The 24015-nt window shown below is 37.9% G+C and carries 23 protein-coding genes and 2 riboswitches; of the genes, 14 read left to right on the top strand and 9 right to left on the bottom strand.

What is annotated here, in order from left to right; translation table 11 throughout:
* Nucleotides 1–17: 17 nt before the first annotated feature.
* Nucleotides 18–203 (bottom strand): PspC domain-containing protein, encoded by a 186-nt coding sequence (locus D569_RS0108775; protein WP_018932039.1) that lies wholly within the window; start codon nt 201–203, stop codon nt 18–20.
* A gap of 116 nt (nt 204–319) precedes the next feature.
* A riboswitch (FMN riboswitch) is annotated at nt 320–473 on the top strand.
* A 158-nt stretch (nt 474–631) separates the two neighbouring features.
* On the opposite strand from D569_RS0108775, the gene ribD reads away from it, so the two are divergent.
* The 4 genes from ribD to ribH are packed head-to-tail and all read left to right on the top strand — an operon-like array spanning nt 632 to nt 4054.
* Complete coding sequence (gene ribD, locus D569_RS0108770) at nt 632–1720, top strand: bifunctional diaminohydroxyphosphoribosylaminopyrimidine deaminase/5-amino-6-(5-phosphoribosylamino)uracil reductase RibD (protein WP_018932038.1); 1089 nt, start codon at nt 632–634, stop codon at nt 1718–1720.
* Entirely contained in the window at nt 1720–2352 is a 633-nt protein-coding gene (ribE, locus tag D569_RS0108765; protein ID WP_018932037.1) for a riboflavin synthase, read from the top strand. The genes ribD and ribE overlap by 1 nt, the downstream gene beginning before the upstream one ends.
* Before the next feature lie 12 nt (nt 2353–2364).
* Nucleotides 2365–3585, top strand: a complete 1221-nt coding sequence (locus D569_RS0108760; RefSeq protein WP_018932036.1) for a bifunctional 3,4-dihydroxy-2-butanone-4-phosphate synthase/GTP cyclohydrolase II — start codon at nt 2365–2367, stop codon at nt 3583–3585.
* A gap of 1 nt (nt 3586) precedes the next feature.
* Entirely contained in the window at nt 3587–4054 is a 468-nt protein-coding gene (gene ribH / locus D569_RS0108755; protein ID WP_018932035.1) for a 6,7-dimethyl-8-ribityllumazine synthase, read from the top strand.
* Nucleotides 4055–4102: 48 nt separating this feature from the next.
* On the opposite strand, the gene amt is transcribed toward ribH, so the two are convergent.
* The 5 genes from amt to D569_RS0108730 all read right to left on the bottom strand — a co-directional run bounded on the left by amt (nt 4103) and on the right by D569_RS0108730 (nt 10181).
* Entirely contained in the window at nt 4103–6382 is a 2280-nt protein-coding gene (amt, locus tag D569_RS22725) for an ammonium transporter (RefSeq protein ID WP_018932034.1), read from the bottom strand.
* A 237-nt stretch (nt 6383–6619) separates the two neighbouring features.
* A complete protein-coding gene (locus tag D569_RS0108745; protein WP_018932033.1) occupies nt 6620–7099 on the bottom strand; it encodes a glutathione peroxidase in 480 nt (159 codons plus the stop codon).
* A 118-nt stretch (nt 7100–7217) separates the two neighbouring features.
* Nucleotides 7218–8198, bottom strand: a complete 981-nt coding sequence (gene trhO / locus D569_RS0108740; protein ID WP_018932032.1) for an oxygen-dependent tRNA uridine(34) hydroxylase TrhO — start codon at nt 8196–8198, stop codon at nt 7218–7220.
* 162 nt (nt 8199–8360) lie between these two features.
* The gene (locus D569_RS0108735; protein WP_018932031.1) at nt 8361–9017 is read right to left on the bottom strand and encodes a potassium channel family protein; all 657 of its coding nucleotides are present in this window, start codon (nt 9015–9017) and stop codon (nt 8361–8363) included.
* A gap of 64 nt (nt 9018–9081) precedes the next feature.
* Nucleotides 9082–9240, bottom strand: a riboswitch (cyclic di-AMP (ydaO/yuaA leader).
* 68 nt (nt 9241–9308) lie between these two features.
* The gene (locus D569_RS0108730) at nt 9309–10181 is read right to left on the bottom strand and encodes an NAD(P)-dependent oxidoreductase (RefSeq protein WP_018932030.1); all 873 of its coding nucleotides are present in this window, start codon (nt 10179–10181) and stop codon (nt 9309–9311) included.
* Nucleotides 10182–10286: 105 nt separating this feature from the next.
* Here D569_RS0108730 and D569_RS22720 point away from each other — a divergent pair, with 105 nt between their 5' ends.
* Complete coding sequence (locus D569_RS22720) at nt 10287–10631, top strand: TraR/DksA C4-type zinc finger protein (RefSeq protein WP_018932029.1); 345 nt, start codon at nt 10287–10289, stop codon at nt 10629–10631.
* Between the two features lie 42 nt (nt 10632–10673).
* Here the strand turns inward: D569_RS22720 and D569_RS0108720 are convergent, their stop codons facing one another.
* The gene (locus D569_RS0108720; protein ID WP_018932028.1) at nt 10674–11906 is read right to left on the bottom strand and encodes a S1C family serine protease; all 1233 of its coding nucleotides are present in this window, start codon (nt 11904–11906) and stop codon (nt 10674–10676) included.
* A gap of 195 nt (nt 11907–12101) precedes the next feature.
* Between D569_RS0108720 and D569_RS0108715 the strand changes: the two genes are divergently transcribed.
* From D569_RS0108715 to D569_RS0108700, 4 genes are all read left to right on the top strand, one after another.
* Nucleotides 12102–12794 (top strand): response regulator transcription factor, encoded by a 693-nt coding sequence (locus tag D569_RS0108715; RefSeq protein WP_018932027.1) that lies wholly within the window; start codon nt 12102–12104, stop codon nt 12792–12794.
* Nucleotides 12791–14149: a sensor histidine kinase gene (locus D569_RS0108710; protein ID WP_018932026.1), complete on the top strand. Its 1359-nt coding sequence runs from the start codon at nt 12791–12793 to the stop codon at nt 14147–14149. The genes D569_RS0108715 and D569_RS0108710 overlap by 4 nt, the downstream gene beginning before the upstream one ends.
* Before the next feature lie 217 nt (nt 14150–14366).
* A complete protein-coding gene (typA, locus tag D569_RS0108705) occupies nt 14367–16193 on the top strand; it encodes a translational GTPase TypA (protein ID WP_018932025.1) in 1827 nt (608 codons plus the stop codon).
* 218 nt (nt 16194–16411) lie between these two features.
* Nucleotides 16412–16690 carry a YkvA family protein gene (locus D569_RS0108700; RefSeq protein ID WP_018932024.1) on the top strand — a complete coding sequence of 93 codons (279 nt, stop codon included), beginning with the start codon at nt 16412–16414 and terminating at the stop codon, nt 16688–16690.
* Nucleotides 16691–16694: 4 nt separating this feature from the next.
* Here D569_RS0108700 and D569_RS0108695 read toward each other — a convergent pair whose 3' ends face one another.
* Nucleotides 16695–18035, bottom strand: a complete 1341-nt coding sequence (locus D569_RS0108695) for an ABC transporter permease (protein ID WP_018932023.1) — start codon at nt 18033–18035, stop codon at nt 16695–16697.
* Entirely contained in the window at nt 18032–18724 is a 693-nt protein-coding gene (locus tag D569_RS0108690) for an ABC transporter ATP-binding protein (RefSeq protein ID WP_018932022.1), read from the bottom strand. Before D569_RS0108690 ends, D569_RS0108695 begins: the two co-directional genes overlap by 4 nt.
* Nucleotides 18725–18853: 129 nt before the next feature.
* On the opposite strand from D569_RS0108690, the gene D569_RS0108685 reads away from it, so the two are divergent.
* The 5 genes from D569_RS0108685 (at nt 18854) to D569_RS0108665 (ending at nt 23971) form a co-directional block, all read left to right on the top strand.
* The gene (locus D569_RS0108685) at nt 18854–19999 is read left to right on the top strand and encodes a CapA family protein (protein WP_018932021.1); all 1146 of its coding nucleotides are present in this window, start codon (nt 18854–18856) and stop codon (nt 19997–19999) included.
* Nucleotides 20000–20011: 12 nt separating this feature from the next.
* Nucleotides 20012–20824 (top strand): DUF368 domain-containing protein, encoded by an 813-nt coding sequence (locus D569_RS0108680; protein WP_018932020.1) that lies wholly within the window; start codon nt 20012–20014, stop codon nt 20822–20824.
* Nucleotides 20825–20897: 73 nt separating this feature from the next.
* Entirely contained in the window at nt 20898–21218 is a 321-nt protein-coding gene (locus D569_RS0108675; protein ID WP_018932019.1) for a thioredoxin family protein, read from the top strand.
* Nucleotides 21219–21866: 648 nt separating this feature from the next.
* Entirely contained in the window at nt 21867–22553 is a 687-nt protein-coding gene (locus D569_RS0108670; protein ID WP_018932018.1) for an ABC transporter ATP-binding protein, read from the top strand.
* Nucleotides 22550–23971, top strand: a complete 1422-nt coding sequence (locus D569_RS0108665) for a hypothetical protein (RefSeq protein WP_018932017.1) — start codon at nt 22550–22552, stop codon at nt 23969–23971. The genes D569_RS0108670 and D569_RS0108665 overlap by 4 nt, the downstream gene beginning before the upstream one ends.
* Nucleotides 23972–24015 lie beyond the last annotated feature (44 nt).

The raw sequence follows: 24015 nt of genomic DNA, 5'->3' as shown, positions 1-24015 counted from the left end.
TCTACTCCTTTCAGATATTACAAAGTTTTCGGCGAATCTGGGAGAATATTTGATAAAATGATATAAATAATAAAACCCGCTGGCATTACAAAAAGAAAAAGAAGACGGACCAAGAAGGATGATATACCAAAATATTCAGCAATACCACCACATACACCATGAACAGATCGATCACTACCTGACTTTCTCAGTCTTCGTCTCATGTCATCACCTCCTATCCTTTACATATTAACACATTTTTCCACAAACTAACAAAACAGATACTTTGCATTCAAAAGAAAAATTCTATATACTATTTACATAATAAAATAAGCGATTAAGATTCCTTTGGGGCAGGGTGTAATTCCCGACCGACGGTGATAAAAGCAAAGATGCTTTTTTAGTCCGTGACCCGGATCATTTGAAAAAATGTGAAGGTGGATTTGGTGAAAATCCAAAGCCGACAGTAATAGTCTGGATGGGAAAAGGAATTGGTGACGTAGTGACTTTTCTATGGGGAAAAGTAGTTTTTTTGTGTCCCTATAGCGATGTAACCACAAAACCAAGTTCTTTACTGTGAATTAAAATACACAAGCCCTAGGTATATTTCCTAGGGCTTTTTTAGATTTTATCGACAAAAGGTGATGATCAAGTGAGAACGAATGAAGAATGGATGGACCTTGCGCTCAATCTTGCAGAAGCTACTATAGGTCAAACAAGTCCGAATCCTTCAGTTGGAGCGGTAGTCGTGAAAAATGGCGAATTGCTCGGTGTCGGTACCCATTTAAAAGCTGGTGAAGCACATGCAGAAGTTCACGCCATTGCTCAAGCAGGTGAGAAGTCAAAAGGAGCGGATGTCTATGTTACGCTGGAACCTTGTGCTCACTACGGTAAAACACCGCCATGTGCAGAACTCTTAGTGAAAAGCGAAGTAAATAAAGTCTATATTGCATGCCTTGATCCAAACCCTAAAGTAGCAGGAAAAGGTGTAGAAATTTTACAAAATGCTGGTATCGAAGTAGAAATAGGTATTCAAGAACAGCGTGCCTTAAGAATAAACCAACACTTTTTTCATTACTTAGAAAAACAGCGTCCCTTCGTTACCTTGAAAGCAGCGACAACATTGGATGGTAAAACTGCTACTGCTACAGGTGATAGTAAATGGATCACGTCGACAGAAGCAAGAGAAGATGTTCATAAAGAACGGCATAAACATGATGCGATTCTAGTGGGACGACAAACGGTTGAAAAAGATAATCCCAGTTTAACAACGCGTCTGCCCCAAGGCGGAAAAAGTCCGATTCGCATTATTTTAGATACCAATTTATCACTGACAGGCGATCTTCAAATATTTAAAACTGATTCACCAACTTGGATGGTATGTGGTAATCAAGCAGATAAAGCACACTTTACAACAAAGTATCCACATATCAAGGTGATTCAACTGCCTACTGAAAAGGTAAGACTAACCGATTTAATGGAATTGTTAGCAGAAGAGAAGGTACAATCCCTTTATGTAGAAGGTGGTGCTACTATACACCAAGCTTTTCTAAGAGAAAGATTATTTGATGAATGCCATTGGTATATTGCACCAAAGCTATTAGGAGGGCAGGATGCACAGTCCGTAATCGGTGGTGCATCACCGATAGCGATGAAAGAAGCGCAACAACTAAAATTTATTGATATCAAACAAATTGGTCCGGACCTTAAGCTTATCGCAAAACCGAAGGAGGAGTCCTAATGTTTACTGGTATTGTAGAAGAAAAGGGAAAAATAGTGTCGATAAAGCAGAATAATCAAGCTTTACAATTAAAAATACATGGAAAAAAGGTCACAGAAGATATCTCGATAGGCGATAGTATTTCTGTCAACGGTGTTTGCTTGACCGTAACTGAATTTGCATCTGATTGGTTTACCGTTGATGTCATTCCAGAAACATTCCGTGGTTCATCACTATCTAAATTATCTTCACAATCTGAAGTTAATTTAGAACGTGCCATGCATGCCAATGGGAGATTTGGTGGCCATTTTGTCTCCGGTCATGTTGATGCAGTTGGAACGATTGAACGCACATGGCAGGAAGATAACGCTAAGTATTATTACATTTCCGTACCTGAAACGCGTTATATTACGCTGAAGGGTTCAGTTGCCGTAGATGGAACTTCACTTACTGTTTTTGGGGTGGATGAGAAAGGATTTACCATTTCACTTATCCCAGAAACACAAACAGCAACTGTCCTTGGTGCAAAAAATCAAGGGGATATCGTCAATGTTGAATTTGATATGTTAGCAAAATATATGGAACGTCTCCTGCAAACATCTAATCAAACAACAGGTATTACGGAAGAGAAATTACAGCAATACGGATTTTAAGGAGGTGCAGCGATGAAGCACTCAGTAGAAGCAGCTATAGAAGCATTAAGAAAAGGGGAAATCGTCATCGTTGTGGATGATGAAGATCGCGAAAATGAAGGGGATTTTATTGCCCTAGCTGAACATACGACTTCAGAAGTGATTAATTTTATGGCTAAGGAAGGCCGTGGATTGATCTGTGCACCGATGACAAAAAGCTATGCTGATCGTTTTCAGTTAGGGGAAATGGTGACAAGAAATACCGATGATCACGGTACTAACTTTACTGTCAGTATCGATTATCATACGACACATACGGGAATTAGTGCACAGGAACGCGCATTAACGATTCAGAAATTAGTCGACGATACGACGACAGCACAGGATTTTAACCGGCCAGGTCATGTTTTTCCATTAATCGCAAGAACAGCAGGAGTGCTGGAACGAACAGGTCACACCGAAGCGGCGATCGACTTGGCGCGTTTAGCAGGTTCGAAGCCAGTAGCGGTTATTTGTGAAATTATGAATGAAGATGGCACCATGGCACGCCAGCCAGATTTAGAGAAACTGGCAGACAAACATAACATGCCAATGATCACGATTCAGGAACTAATTCAATACCGCAAACGTTATGACCAACTAATTGTGAAAGAAACAGAAATTAATTTACCAACTGCATATGGTGATTTTAAACTTGTTGCCTATACAGAAAAATACACTGGTCAGGAGCATGTCGCACTATATAAAGGTGAATTAAACCCTGAAGAGCCGACATTGGTTCGAGTACATTCTGAATGTTTAACCGGTGATGTCTTCGGCTCAGAGCGTTGTGATTGTGGACCACAATTAGAGAAAGCATTAGAAGAAATCCAAAAGACAGGGCGAGGTGTACTCGTCTATATGCGTCAAGAAGGCCGTGGTATTGGCTTAATTAACAAAATGAAAGCATATAAACTGCAGGAGGAAGGCTATGATACGGTGGAAGCTAATCACCAGTTGGGCTTTCCAGACGATTTAAGAGACTATGCGATCAGTGTTCAAATATTAAGAGATTTAGGAGTTGGAAAGCTGCATTTACTTACGAACAATCCTCGTAAGCTTTCAAGTATTCAAGAGTATGGACTCGAATTAGTAGGAAGAAAAGCAATTGAGATTCCGGCCAATGAAAATAACGAGAGATATTTACAAACAAAAGTAGAAAAATTAGATCATTTATTACATGTAAAAGGTAATCAAGATGGAGGAGGAATTTAATATGGCAAAAACATTTGAAGGTAATTTAGTAGGTACAGGTTTAAAAGTAGGGATTGTTGTAGGAAGATTTAATGAATTTATTACAGGTAAACTGTTAAGTGGCGCAGAAGATGCTTTTCGTCGTCACGGTGTTGCAGAAGACGATGTAGATGTAGCATGGGTGCCAGGAGCGTTTGAAATCCCGTTAGTAGCGAAAAAAATGGCCGAATCAGGAAAATATGATGCGGTTGTAACATTAGGTACTGTTATTCGTGGTTCTACACCACACTTTGATTATGTTAGCAATGAAGTATCAAAAGGTGTAGCAGGTGTTTCTATGGATGCTGGTATTCCGGTTATTTTCGGTGTGTTAACAACAGATACGATCGAGCAAGCAATTGAGCGTGCTGGTACTAAAGCAGGAAACAAAGGAGCAGAAGCGGCTATTTCTGCAATCGAAATGGCCAATTTATTAAAAGATATTGGATAACATAACAAGTGGCGGTTAAAATTGAAAACCGCCACTTTTTTAGATGTTTTAACTTGTTTTAAACTTCTTAACGGTATTCGATAGTGAAAGACTTTGCTCCTTCATCGTTGAAATCCGTTGAGCAATATCCCCGATAGATGCATCACTTTCTTTCATCTGTTGATTAATGATCGCCAATTTACTACGCATCATTTGAAAACTATGCTTTTGTTCTTGTTTACTTGCCAGCATTTCTGAGGTATCTTTGCTCATTACTTCCAGATTATCTGTAAAATGATCCATCACATGATAAATTTCATTAACTTCACTATTAATACGATTGAATTTTTCTGGTATATAGGCTAACTCTGCTAATAAATCATGTAATTTAGCCGAAAAGGTGGAAAATTCACTTTGACCTTGTTGTATCGTATCAACTGTTCCAGTGAGGATGGATTGAATTTCAACGGTGGATTGTTTGGATTGCTCTGCCAGCTTTCTTATTTCATCGGCAACGACAGCAAATCCTTTTCCATATTCTCCGGCATGAGCTGCTTCGATTCCCGCATTTAGAGCTAATAAGTTTATTTGTTCTGCGATATCCTTAATTACTTTCATTACAGAACTACTTTGATTTGAAAAATGTTGAATTTGTTCATTTTGCTCTTGATACCTTTGCATGGTGTCGTTGACTTCTTGATTCATTCCAGTGATATCACTCACTGTCGATTGTACAGATGTCATTTCTTCAGTTAGGGTCGCAACATTTTCACTTACTTGTTCAACAGAAGAGAAAAACTGTTGAATCGTGGCAATTACTTCATTTTCCCTCTCCAATTCCATTTCCAGTCGTTGATCCGACTCTACAAATACTTGGTGGGTATCTTCGATAGTATCAACTTGCTCTTTACTGTCTTCTCGCAAACGCTCTGTCACTTGGATTAAATCCTCTGCGGAATGCTCAACATAGCTTGAAGCATCTTTTACCTGCTTAACTAGTTGATCAAGTTTCTTAATCACCTGATTAAAAGCGACATTTAATTCATATGTATCTTCACCAGGTTCTACTTTTATCGTACTCGTTAAGTCTCCAGCTGAGTTAGCAATTTCCTTCATTGAATGGATTGTATCAACCATTGCAATAGAAGCCCCATGTTCACTAACATTCAGTCCGGCAAGCTCTTCTTCTTTCTCTGGGCGAATCTTCATAAATAATCCAATGCCTTTATAAATAAGATAGCCAAGGGCAAAGGCCCATATAAAGGCAACTGCTACTCCAATAAATTGGATGAAAATTTGTTCTAAGCGTGTTTCTGCAGGTAGTAACGACATAGTACCAAGTAAACCTACTGCTAGGGTTCCCCAAGCACCACACACACCATGAACAGAAACCGCCCCAATAGCGTCATCTATCTTACAAACTTTTTCGATAAAAACTAAAGAAAATACAACGATAATCCCCCCGATTGCACCAGCTAACAGCGCCATAAGCGGTGTGAAGACGGCAACTCCTGCAGTTACCGATACTAACCCGGCTAAGACACCGTTTAAAATATCTTCTACCTTAGGTTGTGAGGAGATTATCCAACTTGTGATCATCGCAAGAAATCCACCTGCAGCAGCTGCTAAATGAGTATTAAGGGCAATTAATGCAATAGAAGTATCACCTGTTGTGGTGGAACCGGCATTAAAACCAAACCAGCCTAACCATAAAATAAACACACCAATGGCTGCGAGTACAACATTAGAGGGCTTTAAACTGTAGACTTTTCCATCTTTATATTTTCCGATTCGTGGACCTACTACTAATGCAGCAGCTAGTGCCACCCAGCCTCCAATGGAATGGACCACGGTAGATCCTGCAAAATCAACAAAGCCGATATTTTCTAACCAACCAGCTTGATCAGGGTTGAGTAGACTCCCCCATGCCCAATGACCAAAGATTGGATAAATAATTAATACAATGAAAAAAGTGCCGGCTAAGTACACACCGAATTTTACTCTTTCCGCAATAGCGCCAGAGACAATCGTAGCTGCTGTTCCAGCAAATACAATTTGGAAGAATAAAAAGGCAAAATTCCATGGATCATCTGCTAATCCTTGAAAGAAAAAGAGGCTTGAACCAATCCAGCCATTTGCAGAATCGCCAAACATGATGGCGAATCCGAATAAAGAAAATACCATAGTTGCAATTAATAAATCACTTACATTTTTTATCGCAACGTTTATTGAGTTTTTGGCACGGACAAGACCTGCTTCTAAGGCAGTAAACCCAGCCTGCATAAAAAATACTAGAATAGAAGCTAAAACAATCCAAACAAAATCAAGGTGAAGCTGAATCGTATCCATATGTGTCATCCTTTTCTATAATGGTTACTAGATATAAGCTGCATATTTTCATTGGTGTATAATAAACATAGGTAAATGATACTATTTGAATAGAAACAATGTCATGTTCACGGTTAGATAATCTTACAAACATTATAATTATCTCACATAAAAAATGAGGTGTGTGAGGATTTATCGCGATGAAAAGTCGTATAAAACAAAGAAAAAGTGACAGTTTAAATAAACTGTCACTTCTCCTTACGAATAAAGTAGTTCTTTTATATCATTCTCGATTTCTTTCGGTTCAGTCTTCGGTGCATAGCGTTTTACGACAGTTCCATTCTCATCAATCAAGAATTTCGTGAAATTCCATTTGATTTGATCTGAGATTATTCCAGGTGCTTCTTTAGTGAGATGCTGAAAAAGAGGGTGCGCATTTTTGCCTCTCACATCTATTTTGGCAAACATCGGGAAACTGACTCCATAATTAAGGCGACAATATTCTTCCGCTTCTTCACTTGAGCCAGGCTCTTGATTCATAAACTGATTACAAGGAAATCCTAAAATTTCTAATCCGTCATCCTTATATTTATCATACAATTCTTGTAGCCCATCAAACTGGGGAGTAAAGCCACATTTACTAGCGGTATTTACAACAATCATCGCTTTTGCCTTATAATCGTTAACTGTTTTTTCTTCACCATTAACTGTTTCAATTGTAAAATCAAACAATGCCAATTAGATCGCCTCCTACATAAAAGGATAGCATATTAAGCTGGTAACTACGAGGAACAGCTTGTTACAAAGACGAAAAAAGTATAATAAAAAATCACGAGGATTAGACCTCGTGATTTGATTAAGATTCTTGCATTACGCCGTCTTCTTCAGCGATGCGATCCAATCTTGCTTGGATTTCTTCTTCAGAAAGATTGTTTTCTGCTATATATAGGTTGCGAGGGTGAACACGGCATTCGTGTGTACATCCGCGCATATATTTATGCTCATTCTCTTCGGAGCATAAAATTTGTTTATTACAGTCAGGGTTAGCGCAATTTACATAGCGTTCGCAAGGTTCACCATCAAAGTAATCATTTCCAACTACAACATGTTCTTTGCGGTTTACTGGAACTGAAATTCGTTCATCAAACACATAAAGTTGACCGTCCCATAAGTCACCTTGTACTTCAGGGTCTTTTCCGTAAGTGACAATTCCACCATGAAGTTGTCCGACATCATCAAATCCTTTTTCTTTCATCCAACCACCGAATTTCTCACAGCGAATTCCGCCAGTACAATACATAAGTATTTTCTTACCTTCTAATTTTTCACGGTTATTCTCAATCCATTCAGGTAAGTCACGGAAAGTCTCAATATCAGGATTAATCGCACCACGGAAATGACCTAGTTCATATTCATAATCATTTCTTGTATCTAAAATAACAGTGTTTTCATCTTGCATTGCTTCATAAAACTCTTTAGGATCCAAAAAGTCAGCATTTTTTTCGCGTGGGTCAACATCTTCTTCACCTAAGCGAAGTGTTACTAACTCTGGACGATGACGACAATGCATTTTCTTAAAGGCATGTCCATCCGCCTCATCAACTTTGAACATCATGTCACTGAATTTTGGATCATTATGCATTGCTTCCATATACTTATTAGTTTGTTCCACAGTTCCAGAAACGGTACCATTAATACCTTCTTCAGCTACAAGAATGCGACCTTTTAATCCTAAGTCTTTACAGAATTTTAAGTGTTCTTGTGCAAATGTTTCGGGGTCTTCAATTGTGACAAACTTATAATACAACAATACTTGATACTTCTCTTTGTTCTCCATTTTTTTTACCACCTATCAATTCATATTTGCAAGATATAAATGTTTTTAGGTTGGTTTGTACTTTTATAATCTTGCAAGACAATATTCTAACATGTTTTTCTTGACTTCACAATCCATTTTAGTTCTAGTATATGTTCAGATTTTAACACCATTCATTAAGCCTTATACTCCTTCTTTTTCAAAACGATAAATTTCGGAGTTACGCCCCATCACAATTAAAAGATCATCTTTTAATACTTTTTCTTCAGCTTTTGGTCTTACGATCATTTCTTTATCTCTGTGTATACCGACAATCGTACATCCAAATCTTTCTCTTACACTCAATTCAGCCAAAGACTTGTTATGTAATTTGTTAGTGGCGACTACTTCTACCATACTGTAATCTTCAGATAACTCTACATAGTCAATAACATTATCAGATACGGTATGATGAGCAATACGTCTTGCCATTTCTCGTTCTGGCTGGATAACCCTATCGACCCCAATTTTACTTAACACTTTATGATGATAGTCATTTTGTGCTTTCGACCATACCCTTGGAACTCCAAGATCTTTTAACAATAAGGATGTTAAGATACTGGCTTCAATATTTTCTCCGAAAGAGACAAAAGCATGGTCAAAATTTCTAATTCCAATTTCTTTCAAGGAAGCTTCATCAACGCCATTTGCTTGAACCGCATGTGTTGCAATTTTGGAATATTTTTTTACTTTGCTTGGATTTGTATCAATTGCCAATACATCTTCGCCTAACTCAGCAAATGATTTAACTAAATTTCCACCAAATTGACCTAGTCCAAATACTGCGTACTGTTTTTTCATTATTGTATCTCCTTTTTTAAACAGAAAGAGACCACCCTTAATAAGATGGCCAATGATCTCATTAACCCTTTCGCACAAATGCTGACGAGATTAGCTGTCGGATTAGAGAATGAGGTATCCCTTCTTAACTAAGTATGTTAAGATTCATCCCAAGATAAACATGTAGTTTATCAAAAAAATGATTTCCTCGCTCATATGGTAATGCTTAAAGGGTAGTTTTATAAAAATGATAACTATACAATACTCTTGTAGATTTGGCTAGTCAATAGTAAGTTTGTGATAAAAAGTTTGTTATAGATTTCCTTCAAACCACTTAATCAATGCTTGCGTTCCGCGGTCTTCCAACCCTTTTTCGGCTAACTCTTCATATAATTCTAATGACAAAGCCAGTCCAGGTGTTTGTAATCCCATTTTCTTCGCATTTGCTAGGGCAATCTTCATGTCCTTAATAAAATGTTTGATATAAAAACCAGGATCGCTGTCGCCTTTGATCATTCGTGGTGCCAAATTAGACAGAGACCAACTGCCTGCTGCACCAGTTGAGATGCTTTTTAAGACACGTACTGGATCAAGTCCAGCTTTTTTGGCATACATAATTGCTTCTGATACACCAATCATATTGGAAGCTATTGTAATTTGATTTGCCATTTTCGTATGCTGCCCTGCCCCTGCAGGTCCTTGTAAGACTATATTTTCACCCAATTTTTCAAAGATGGGACGCATTGCTGCAAAATCCTTTTCTTTGCCACCAGCCATGATGGTCAGTTTGCCGTTTTTAGCACCGATATCACCACCGGATACAGGTGCATCCAAACTGTGCAGATCCTTCTTTTCAGCTGCTTGAGAGATTGTTTCGGCAAGAACAGGATCAGAGGTAGTCATATCGATTAAATAGGTTCCAGGTTGTGCATGTGCAATAATGCCATCTTCACCAAGGTAAATGGCTTCCACATCGTGAGGATAGCCTACGATAGAAATGATGACGTTTACCTTTTGGGCTAGAGAAGCAATCGATTCTTCCCAGACTGCTCCGGCATCCAGAAGTTCTTGAGCTTTAGCTTTCGTTCGTGTAAAAAGGTGAACCTCATACCCAGCGTCAATTAAATGTGTTGCCATACTTTTCCCCATTACACCAGTACCGATAAACCCGATTGTTGTTGTCATATTTCTCCTCCTTTTTCTTTTACTTTACCAAAAAATAGCCGGTTTCCCAATGGTTGTTTTTAAAGACGAGATAATGGGAATAGTTGCATTAAGGGGAGGGTGAATATGAATCAAAAAGTATTAGATCATTGTAAACAACTCCTGGAGAAAAGAAAAGAAGAGTTGCATCGTGAACAATTAAGTAAAGATAATTCATTAGATGAAGCAGTAGGGGAGCTGTCAACATTTGATGATAACCATCCTGCAGACATGGGAACAGAGCTTTTTGAAAGAGAAAAAGATATAAGCATCGATTATCACTTGCAGGAAGAGTTAGCAGAGATAGAACATGCTTTAGAAGCAATTGTCAACGAAACCTATCCATTTTGTGAGAAGTGCGGAAAACCTATTGATGAGGAGCGTTTGTTGGCTATTCCAACTACGAGATATTGTATGGAACATGGAAAATAGAGAAAACCCCAAGTATTCAAATGCTTGGGGTTCTCATCTTTATTACATATCATTTTGTTCATTTAAAACTAACGTTGCAGTTTGCAGATTACCTTCACGATAGAAGGTTACTGTTACTTCTTCACCAACTTCTGTTTCACTGTACAGATATTTCTTTAGATCTAACATGGATTCAATATCTTTGTCGTTAAGTTTTGTCACGACATCATATTGTTGTAGACCGGCTTCTTCCGCTGGTGAATTTGCCTCAACTTGTGCGATGACAACACCTTTTTCTACACTTTCATCTAATTGCAATGTTTCCTGAATATGACGTTGAGGAACAGTTGAAAGATCAACAGCACTGATTCCGATAAATGGACGTTTGACCTCATTGCCTGTTTCAAGCTGTTCAACAATTGGTTTCGCATCATTAATCGGAATTGCAAAGCCAATTCCTTCCACGGTAGATTGGGCAATTTTCATGGAGTTAATACCAATCACTTGCCCATTTGTATTAATTAAGGCTCCACCACTGTTACCAGGGTTAATTGCTGCATCTGTTTGAATAACGTTTGTGGTCCAGTCTGGTTGTCCGTCACTATTTAAGTCGACATCAACTGAACGATCCAAACCACTGATAATACCTTGTGTTACAGATCCAGCAAATTCTTGTCCGAGCGGGTTACCGATCGCAATTGCAGTATCACCTACAGTTAAATCATCGGAAGATCCCAATTCTGCAACTGTCGAAACTTGCTCACTAGGGATACGAAGGACAGCTAAATCGGTTAACGCATCTGTTCCCATTACGTTAGCTGCAACATGTTCACCATTTGTGAGAATCACTTCTACTTCTTGAGCACCCTCCACAACGTGATTGTTCGTAACGACGTAAGCATATTCGTCATCCTTTTTATAAATCACACCTGATCCTGTGCCTGCTGCATCAGATTCTTCCCACAGGCTGATTTGTTGAATGTTGGAGACACCAACTACTGCATCAGATACTTTTTCTACGGCACTGCCAATCGAGTTAGAGGATTGATTGGCAAGATTAGTTGTTGGCACAGCTTCCTCTGTTGAAGCTTGTTCAGTTTGCTCATCATTTTGATTGTTGTCTTCAGAAGAGGTAGCTTGTTCATCATTGATCATATTAAGGAAAATACCACCGGTAAACAGTGCAGCAATCACACCACCTGCAACTCCGCTCATTAACATAGCTAATGTGTTTTTCTCTTTTTTGCCTTTTTTATTTTGCTCTGTTGTTTGTTCTTGATTGAATTCTTCACTCATTTATAATCACCCTTTCGCAGGAAATTTAATGTAACTTCTATTATTATCATACCCGTTATATACGGCATGTTAATGGGATAATTGTATAAAAAATGTGTAAAAGGAATATTTTATCGCTCGTTGCTTAATTTTTCTTTGTAAATATGCGAAAATAAGAGCAAGTAAATAGGGGTACAATAGGAGAGGTGAACCAATATGAATCAACACATCTATATTGTAGAAGATGATGCAAATATTAGAGATATCGTAAAAGCTTATTTAATAAAGGAAGGCTTTCAAGTAACCCTTTTGGAGAATGCGGAAGATGCATGGCAGCGTGCTCAGAGTGGTCAACCTGATATGTGGATTCTTGATATTATGTTACCAGGAATGGATGGCTATGAATTATGCAAAAAAATCCGGCAAGTTAGTGAAGTGCCAATTATTATCATATCGGCAAAGGATGAGGAAGTCGATAAAATTCTCGGTTTGGAACTTGGTAGTGATGATTATTTAACGAAGCCATTTAGCCCGCGGGAATTAGTAGCGAGAGTGAAACGGTTGTTCAAAAGAGCAGAAGCACTGCCAATCCAGCAATCTAATTCAACAGCTGTTATTGAATTGGGAGAATTGGAGATCGATAAAGCAGCACGAATTGTAAATTGGAAGAAAGAGGAAATTGACGTAACATCTAAAGAATTTTCGATGTTAGAAATCTTTGCACAAAAACCAAACCGAGCTTTTTCTAGAGAAGAATTACTTACATTGGTTTGGGGTGATGATTACTTCGGGAGTGATCGGGCAGTGGATGATTTAGTGAAAAGACTAAGAAAAAAACTGGATAGTTTACCGATTGAAACCGTTTGGGGATATGGGTACCGCCTAGAATATGATGAGGGCAACCAATGAAACTGCAATATCAATTAACTATCGCTTTTACAACATTACTAGTGGTGATCATGACTGTTACTGGTATTATGATTTACTCGCAAATGCTCCAAATGTTAATTAAGGACGAGCAACGCCAGTTAGAGGACAAAGGGGAATTGATCGTCAATTTCATATTGTCGGAAGATCTTAATAATACGACAAATGTGCAACGATTATTGCAAATGCTAGAGCAATATAATTTGCAAGTTTTTGCGTATGATGAAGCAAGTGAAAGGATCGTTTTTTCCTCGATTCCTAATATGAATACGATTGAATCATGGATCCAGGAATATGATCTTGACAGTAGGACACAGCCTTTATGGCAGGGAAAAGATGATAATTATGTGGTATCAATAATTCCGATCTTGTCTCCGTTGTCCACTCAACATTTAGTATTACTTACACCGTTAGATGATTTGCAGGGCGTACAGAGAAGCCTGATGAACCGATTGTTTTTGATTTTCCTGATTGGAATTGCGGTAGCTGTTTTGCTTAGTCATTATTTGACAACTAAACTTGTTACACCATTAACGAAACTCAAACATCAATTAAAGAAAATCGAAAAACGCAAATTTGATGAGATGGAAGAAGTAAAAGCAACTGGAGAAATCAAAGAGGTCGAGCAAAGTGTTGTTGAAATGGCAAATGAGTTAAATAGTTTTATTCAGTCACAGCACCACTTTTTCCAGAATGCCAGTCATGAACTGAAAACGCCGTTAATGACAATTCAAGGTTATGCAGAGGGGATTCGTGATGGAATATTTGAGGGAGAAGAAGCTAGACGCGGTCTGCAAGTGATGGTAGCAGAAATTAAACGTCTGAAAAAAATAATTAACGAAATTATTTTACTCGCTAAACTCGATAGTGAAGCAGATATCTATCGACCAGAAAGGGTAAATAGCAAAATATTTATGGAACAAATTATGGAAAGAGCAATTCCGATCGCAAACGAAAAACAGATTCAAGTTAAACAAAACCAAGTCGATGAAGTGGAAGTTATGTTTGATGGAGAAAAAATGTTACAAGCAGTGATGAATATCATTACAAATGCGATTCGTCATGCGGATACCCAAGTGGAAGTGACGGCGTTTACCGAGAATAAACAATTTCAAATCCAAATTACGGATGATGGTGAAGGAATAGATGAAGAACTATTGAAAAAGTTATTTCACCGTTTTGTCAAAGGTGAGAGTGGAGAGACAGGTCTTGGCTTAGCGATTGCACGGGCAATTGTCGAGCGGTCAGGAGGATCAATTAAAGCAGAAAATGCGCCGTATGGAGGAGCAAGATTTACGATTATATTTACCGAATTTGAAAAAAATAACGATTATTGATAACAATTCCTGACTATTATGATATACTAGGTAAGTTGTCACGGTGCTAATCGTCCGTAAAACCCCACTTTAAGGTTGAAATAAATCGAAGAAGCTAAGTGGGGATCAGATAAGCTAACAACCTGATAAGTTTCGCTTAGCATCAGTGGGGTCGCTTCCGCAGATGGAAGTCTCACTTTATAATATGATGAACGCATCTTTAAGAGGAGAGAATAAAATGACGCAATTGAGAGAAGAACTTCGCAACATTGCGATTATTGCCCATGTTGACCATGGCAAAACGACGTTAGTTGACCAGTTACTCCGTTACTCAGGAACATTTCGTGAAAATGAGCAAGTGGAAGAGCGTGCAATGGATTCCAACGATATTGAAAAAGAACGTGGAATCACGATTTTAGCGAAAAATACTGCGATTAATTATAATGATACACGCATTAATATATTGGATACACCAGGACACGCTGACTTCGGTGGAGAAGTAGAGCGGATTATGAAAATGGTGGACGGGGTATTGCTTGTGGTGGATGCTTATGAAGGATGTATGCCACAGACCCGTTTTGTACTAAAAAAAGCATTGGAACAAAAATTGCAGCCAGTTGTTGTACTAAACAAAATCGATAGACCTAATGCGCGTCCAGATGAAGTTGTTGATGAAGTATTAGATTTATTTATTGAACTTGGTGCTGATGATGATCAATTAGAATTCCCGGTTGTTTATGCTTCTGCGTTAAATGGTACATCCAGTTATCCAGATGAAGAGCAACAGGAAACAATGGAGCCAATTTTTGAAACGATCCTAGAAAAAATTCCTGCACCTGTTAATAATGCGGATGAGCCTCTGCAATTCCAGATTACCATGCTTGATTACAATGACTACTTAGGACGTATCGGTGTCGGCCGTGTGTTCCGTGGATCGATTAAAGTAGGACAGCAAGTATCACTGATGAAGACTGATGGTTCGGTGAAAAACTTCCGTGTAACTAAATTATTTGGATTTATCGGTTTGAAACGAATCGAAATTGAAGAAGCAACTGCGGGAGATATTATTGCGGTTGCCGGTATGGAAGATATTAACGTAGGTGAAACGGTTTGTCCGACTGAACATCAGGAAGCATTACCGATTTTACGCATCGACGAACCGACATTACAAATGACGTTTGTCGTGAATAACAGTCCTTTTGCTGGTAGAGAAGGTAAATATATTACCTCCCGTCAAATCGAAGAACGTCTATTGTCACAATTAGAAACAGATGTAAGTTTACGTGTTGACCCAACTGATTCACCAGATGCATGGACCGTATCAGGGCGTGGTGAACTACACTTGTCTATATTAGTTGAGAATATGCGTCGTGAAGGTTATGAACTGCAGCTTTCTAAACCGCAAGTTATCATTAAAGAAATCGACGGTCAGCAATGTGAACCAGTTGAACGTGTCCAAATCGACGTACCAGAAGATTATACAGGTCCGGTTATGGAATCTCTTGGTGCACGTAAAGGTGAAATGCTCGATATGGTGAATCATGGAACTGGACAAGTTCGTATGGAATTTAAAGTGCCATCTCGTGGATTAATCGGTTATGCCACAGAATTTATGACACAGACCCGTGGTTACGGAATTATCAACCATACATTCGAAGAATATGCTCCACTTGTTAAAGGGCAGGTAGGTGGCCGTCGCGAAGGTGTGCTAGTAGCGCTAGAAAACGGTAAAGCATCTACGTACGGTATCATGAACCTAGAAGACCGTGGTGTCATTTTTGTTGAGCCAGGTACAGAAGTATACGCAGGAATGATAGTTGGTGAACATAATCGCGAGAATGACCTAACGGTAAATATCACCAAAGAAAAACACTTAACCAACGTACGTTCTGCAACGAAAGATCAAACTGCAACGATTCGTAAAACACGTAAAATGTCATTAGAAGAAGCAATTCAATACTTGAATGACGATGAATATTGTGAGGTTACTCCCGAAACTGTTCGTTTACGTAAGAAGATCTTAAACAAAAATGAACGTGAAAAAGCAGCAAAGAAAAAAGGTTAATGCATAATATGAAAAACCCGTTTTGATAGCCAAAGTTTATCAAAACGGGTTTTCGTTTATATCAAAAGTCCTCTCTTCCGCGGATAAACGATTATATCCAAGGAAGGGAAGGAAATATCCCCGGAAGCGCCATTCATTCGCATCTATTGTGATAGGTTTTTTAACTAAGATATCGGGGTATATTTTAGGTAATGGAATCAAAGAAAAGAGGGGATATCATGCGTTTTTTTAGACGGTTCAAATTTCTATTCAAATTCCGTAAATCGTTTCCTTTCTTTAAGGAATTCTACTTATCCAAAGAAGTAAAACTGACTGCAAAGTTAGCATCACTTATTCTCATCATCGGATATATCATTTTCCCATTTGATGTAATACCCGATTATTTGTTAGTGCTCGGTTTATTTGATGATGTTATGGTTGCGACATTGATTCTTCAGCAAATGGTCAAGATGGCGCCTGATAGTTTACGTAAAAAATACGATATAGAGAGTAAATAACTCTCTATATCTCTCTTCTCATCGCTTTTAATACATCAATTTGTGTAGCTCGTTTAGCAGGCTTTAAGCCAGAAAGAACCGTTACAATTAAACAGATCACAGCTGCAATAACAATCAAAGAAGGAGGAATACTGGAAAATTGGAATCCTTCAGGTAATTCCTGCTCAAAGGCAGATTCAATGATCAATGGTAATCCAATGTTTAAGAGAATGCTAATGACAAAAGCTACTACGGTACCGATAAATGCCCCAAGTAAACCGATATAACTACTTTCAAGCAAAAAGATCTGCTTAATTTTTTTCGGGTGGGCACCAATTGCTTTCATAATGCCAATATCGGAAGTTCTCTCGGTAACAGCCATTGTCATCGTATTATATATACCAATCGATGCAATTATGATAGCAATCGTTCCAATAAAAATCAGGCCGGCTTTTGCGATCGTAAAAAAGGTATTTAAATGGTCTAGTTCGCTCGCTGCAGAATATACTAAGTAATTCTCTTCGGTTAAATACTCCGAAATCTCTTGTACTTCTTCCAACGAATTAGCATATCCATAGACATAATTATAACCAGTAACTTCTTGTTCAGCTTCAGGATAGTTAGGATCAACTATCGCTCCTCTAGATGTTTCCGTGAATGATTCTACTTCAGTTAAAACATCATCCGATATATATACTTGTCTATCTTGCATCCAATCTCTAGCAGGTGGTTCAACGATACCAGTAATGATTAAAGAAATCTCATGTTCTTTCGTTTCACCATCTACATTTTGCTCGACTACCATTTCAATTTCCTGACCAATAAGTGATTCGCCATATTTAAATTCCTCTTTCAACATACCTTCTTCGTCATAAATCTCTTCATCTGCTGGGAGATCTTCAGGATAAAGGTTTTCGATAAAATGGGGACCAACTACTACTTCGTATGGGTCTTCTGGTAAATCACCTTCTTTTAGCTCCATACCTGCTTTTAGTTCTGATGGGAAGTGGGTGACGACTGTTTCTACTCTTCCATTGTAATCCTCCATGTTAAATTGAGGTGTTTGACGTAATGAAAGTTGTCTGGTGACAGCTTTCATGTTGTCTACCTTTTCTAGTTCTGTTATTTCCTCATCTGTAATTGGGGCAATATCATTCTCTTTTTCGATTCCAGATATTTGAATTTTAGTCACAGATCGATCGCTGATGATATCGTCGATAAAGGTTGTGTGTAAACCAAAACCAACAGAAGCTAAAACAATTAAAAACGCGACCCCCATCGCAGTTGCCAATACCGTCATAAATATTCTGGACTTACTCCGTTTCATATTATTGCGGACAAACCGCCATTGATCTTTAAAAGTCATGCACTAACTTCCTCCTTTACAATTTCACCGTCATGAATATGGATTTGTTTCGAAGCAATTCGAGCAACCTCTTCGTCGTGTGTAATCATTAAAAAGGTAATGCCTATGTTCCTATTTAATCCGGTAATCAAATCTAAGATTTCTTGTTCCGTTTCACTGTCTAAACTACCTGTCGGTTCATCAGCAAGAATGATGGGTGGTTCTATTACGAGTGTACGTGCGATACTTACCCGTTGCTGCTGACCACCAGACAATTCGCTAGGATAATGATGATGGTAATCGGAGAGACCGACTTGTTCTAAGGTTTGTTCGGTCTTCTTTTTTCTCTCTTTCTCTGACAGCCCTTTTAACACTAAAGGGAGTTCTATATTTTCAAAGGCAGTCATACTTGGGATCAATTGAAAGTTTTGAAAGATAAAACCAATATTATCTAAACGAAAATCTGCATATTCTCCTTCGTTTAAATTGGTTACATTCATGTCCTTAATCCATACCGATCCGCTAGTTGGTTTCATAAATCCGCCGATAATGTTGAGTAAGGTCGATTTACCAGACCCACTTTTTCCTGTTATCGCCAGAATCTCCCCCTTATCTACAGAAAATGAAATATTTTTTAACACTGGAAGTGCGGTTTCATTCTGTTTTTTTCCTAATAAAAATGTATGGTTGATGTCTTTTACATCTATCATTTTTCATCCTCCTTTTTTTCCTTTCACTAGTAACTGACGAATGAAAATCTTTCATTACTTCATTTTTTTGGCAATCAATATTATTTTTTTATGTTAAAATAAGGTGAGTCTTCTTGAAGGAGTTTTCGTATGAAGCATGCTAGTACCATTTGTTTGCTGTTGCTATTATTGGTTACAGGTTGTACAGGACACCAAGAATATCAGGGACACTTTCACCATATGGATAAAAAAGAAAGATCTTTCAAAGAATCCGATATCCGTTTTGCTACAAATGAAATAGATATCGTTGCGATTGGAGATTTGCTAATTCATGAACGAGTTTATAATGATGCGTGGAATGGTGAAAAATATGATTTTCTGTCGATGATCAAACCTGTACAGGACTTTTTAAAGACACCGGACATTACAATGGCTAACCAGGAAACAATTATGGGTGGAGAAGAAATTGGCTTATCCGACTATCCACAATTTAACAGCCCTTTTGATTTAGGAGATGATTTGCAAGAAGCCGGTGTTGATATCGTAACGATGGCCAATAATCATACGCTAGATAGAGGGGAAGAAGCGATTCGTAATGCGATTGCATATTACGAGGAGATTGATATGCCTTATACCGGAAGCTTCAAAACTGAGGAAGACCAACAAACAATACGAGTTTTAGAAACAGAAGAAGGTATTTCGGTAGCTTTCTTAAGTTATACATACGGTACGAATGGCATACCGATTCCAGATGGGAAGGAATATTTAGTAAATTTAATAGATCGTGAGCAAATAAAAAAAGATGTTTCCGAAGCTGAGAAGTTAGCGGATGTTACGATCGTGAGTTATCATTTTGGCCAAGAATATCAGCGTCTGCCAAATCAGGAACAAAAGGATCTAGCGCAATTTGCTGCTGATCTTGGTGTCGATGTCGTGATTGGTCATCATCCACATGTCCTGCAGCCGATCGATTGGTTAGAAGGTAAAGAAGGTAACAAAACGTTGGTCGCTTATTCATTAGGAAATTTCCTTTCAGGTCAATACGAGCTATACAGGAAGATCGGTGGGCTTTTCCAATTTTCCATTTCAAAAGATGGATCAAATGTAAAGGTGCATTCTCCGTCTTTTTTACCGACTTTTGTTCAGTTTGACCTTATTGATGATACGATCACAGATTTGCAAGTATTACCGTTAAAGGATGTCTCAGACCAACAATTACCTGATGCATCAGATCATTTATCAGAGATAAAAGAGCATCTCTCACAATATATAGAGAATCTTGAGTTTATAGAATAAGGAGAATGAGGAATGGAATGGCGAAATATTTATCGTGGTATGTTAATGGGAGCAAGTGATGTTGTTCCAGGTGTTAGTGGTGGTACAATTGCTGTTGTATTAGGTATTTATGACCGATTAATCGAAGCAGTGAATGGATTTTTTAGTAAAGAATTCAAGAAACACCTTATGTTTTTAATCCCACTCGGTATAGGTATCTTGACAGCTGTTTTTTTATTGGCTGGATTAATTGAGTGGTTGTTTGAACACTATCCCAAACAAACGCAATTTGCCTTTTTAGGGTTAATCATAGGTGTATTACCCTTTTTGTTTCAAAAATCGAATGCCAAAAAAAACTTTAAAGGAAACCATATTTTTTTGGTATTCGTTGGTGCTTGTATCGTTGGTTCTATGGCTTTTTTTCAAACAGGCGAGCCAGAGGTAGTTACCCACTTTGAACCTTCTACTTATATTTGGTTGTTTGGTTCGGGATTTATAGCGAGCGCGGCTATGATCTTACCAGGGATAAGTGGTTCCTTTCTTTTATACGTAATCGGCTCCTATACAACGATTATCAGTGCGATAAAAAATCTAGATATCGTTGTTATTTTTACAGTCGGTGTCGGAATTTTATTAGGAATTGTACTGATGAGTAAAGTCATTCATTACTTTTTAGCGTCATTTCCGATTGCTACTTACGCTTTTGTGATTGGTATGGTGATTGGATCTGTATTTGTTATTTTCCCAGGATGGCCAGCTAGCGTTGGAGCAACAGTTATGTGTATCGTTACTTTTGCAGGTGGCTTACTTTTTGCTTATTTATTAGGCAGAGTCGAATATCGCTAAACAGAATAGTTGCTTTCAAACCTTGTTCATGCTAGGTTTTACTAAAGTACCACTTGAAAAAGGAGAATGCATAATGGAAGCTATTAAAACAGAAGAACAGTTTAATGAAATTATCGCTTCAGAAGATCCAGTTATTATTAAATTTTATGCGGACTGGTGTCCTGACTGTAAGCGTATGGATATGTTTATTGGAGATATTTTAGAACAGTACAATAACTATGATTGGTATGAAATAAATAGTGATGAAGTACAAGGATTGGCTGAAAAGTATGAAGTAATGGGTATCCCAAGCTTACTTATTTTTCAAAACGGAGAAAAACTAGCACATCGCCACAGTGCCTACACCAAAACACCAGACGATGTATTAGAGTTCTTACAAGAAGAGTTAGCCTAAGAGACAGTCTCAGCACTGTCTCTTTTTATATATCGTAATATAGTCCATAAACTGGGGAGTAACGTGCATGGTTTTACTCTCCTCCGTTCGATTCTAGTTAAGTGCTAAGTCGCCGCTGCGGAAAAAATACTCGCTTTCCGTGGGGAACGCTTCAGTCTCCTCAACAAGCAAAATTCGCTTGTCTGCGGGGCCTTCAGACTGTTCCTTTCCCACAGGAGTCTCGCATTTTTTCCGCAGCTTAGAGTAGTATTCTGATAAAAAGACAAGAAATCCAAAGAATAGAGTTCCTTAGGTTCTGTTCTTACTATAATCAGAACACTAAAATTAGCGCAGGAAGAATATCGAGACTCCTGTGGGACTCACGAGAGCTGAAGATTCACTTTGCAAAGTGGTTTTCTTTGTAAAGTTGGCTAAAAACCGCCCACGTAAAGCGCGGTATTCTGTCGGAGCGTTTTAAAGCACTCATCTTTAGTCAGAATAGAAGAAAGTTACACCAAGACAAATTTTCACAATTCACAGCAGTTTTTATCTATTACGATTCTGATAAGAAGAGCAGCACTATTTTTATTTTGGTTTATTTGTATAAAATGACAAGTTCGGAAACCTTTTGACAACATTTTTCGTATATAGGAGAAGGGGGGCGTTTATGTGTTAGAAGTGAAGCAGCTAAAAGTCGAAATTGGGAAAGAAATGATCCTTGAAGACGTAGGATTTTCTGTCGAAAAAGGAAGCATTGTAGGTTTAATCGGTCATAATGGGGCAGGGAAATCAACCGTTATGAAAACAATCATGGGGTGGCAAGACAAAAAAGAAGGCACTATTATTTTGAATCAAGTGGATCAAGACCAATCATTTATCACCTTCAAAAAACAACTTGCTTATATCCCAGAAGAGCCATTTTTATTACCGGAACTTACAACGATGCAACATTTTCAACTATATGGTCAAAGCTATCAGCTTGATGAAAAAACATTTACAAGACGTGCACAACAACTTTCAGCGCAATTTGAAATAGCAGATAAACTAAATGAATACCCCGAATCACTTTCGAAAGGTATGCGTCAAAAAGTGCAAACCATCTGCGCATTATTACCAGACGTTCCATTATTATTAATTGACGAACCTTTCATGGGTCTAGATATACATGCAGCTCATGACCTGCAAGAAATGTTGAAGAAAAAGGCGGAAAATGGTACAAGCATTCTACTTACCTCCCATCAATTAGAGAGAATGGAAGAGTTAGCAGATACATACATTATGCTGCATCAAGGACGTGTAGCAGAACATGGCTTGATGGAAGATTTTCACTCACTATCAAGGAGAGGGAAAGAATGAAAGCTACCGTTCAAATGATGCGATTTCTTAAAAAGAGTCGCCGACGTAAAAAGCAAAAATTATACAAATTAGCCTTTGGTGTGGCATTTGATTGGACAACAACAATCTATACTGGTTTATTTGCGATCATGTTTTTATTTATTGCATATGATACCTTCAAAAGCATGGAAGCTGTCTTTATGAACTATCAGGCAAATATCGAATTATTTTTTCCGCTAATAGTACTGGGCTTGATATTCAGCGCGGTTGTGCTTTCCTTTCATCATCCATCACTGCTGATTACAAGTGCAGAATGGAAGTTGACGTCGCTTCCTTTTTCGATAAAAAATATATGGTTATATGCTTTATGGACCGTGATTAGAAAACGGTTCGTTGCCTTAACATTAATGTTGTTGCTACTCGTGCTGATTACGCCTTTTTCTACATTAGTTCTCGTAAAATGGTATGCTGCTATTTTAATAGTATTGTTATTAACCGTCATACCTCAATGGTACTTTTTTCAGATAGAAGGTTTTAAAAAAATCGGACTCTATCTGTTGGCTGTTTTGGTTATTGGTGTAATTCGGTTGACTTTTGTATTATTAGAGTTAAACGCGGAATCTGTCTGGATGCTTATCATCTTTCTATTTGCCCTTAACGTATGGATATGGCCACGTCGGTTGACAAAAGTCAATTGGATGAAAGTGATTGAGAAAAGTGATGACAAAGAATGGAACATGTTTTTTGTTAAACAAATGAGTAGAATGGATCAAGTAAAGCAACAACGAAGAAATTATTTCTTGAAAACACTTTTCACATCCAAAAAGGCAAAACTTCCTTTTCCTAATCAGCAGCCGGCTAAACTAATGCGAAAATTATGGAGGCGAAGTATCAATCAGGAAATCAGTATTATCTATACGATGCTGTTTTCGATATTAATAATGATGATTTTGCTTTCCTTAAGAGGAGGCCCACTATTACAAGGGATTGCCATTATATTGTCGTTGTTTATTTTCGTTAAGGTTATAGCAAGTTTTTTCAATGCGATTTTTAAAGACAAATTACTTCACAGTATTCCTTGGAATATCGCAGTAATAACAACTGCTTTTTGGCAAATATCATCTTTACTAAGTATCTTAGTGATGGTGATTGTTTCAGTGGTTGTCTTACTTATGAATACATGGAGTTGGTGGTTAATAGCTCAGCTTTTATATGCTTTTATAGCACTATTCTTTTTGTTAGATTGTGAGATAGAGAGAAAAGTAAAAGCATTAAATAAAAAATGGTATAGCCCATCTTTTGTTGATCAAGTGCTGGAAATATTCACTTATGTGACAATAGCGTTTAGTGTATTATATCCTGTTACGATTAGTTATTTATTAATAATCTTAGTATACTGGATAGTGAAGAAACATTATTTCCCATTAAAAATTGACTAGTTCTAGTTGTTTGCCTATAATACCATTCATATATAGATAATGAG

Origin of the sequence: Gracilibacillus lacisalsi DSM 19029, assembly GCF_000377765.1 — a bacterium.
In the GTDB taxonomy this organism is placed as follows: domain Bacteria; phylum Bacillota; class Bacilli; order Bacillales; family Amphibacillaceae; genus Gracilibacillus; species Gracilibacillus lacisalsi.
Note: the sequence above shows the minus strand (reverse complement) of the source record. Positions and strands in the feature narration are given on the sequence as shown.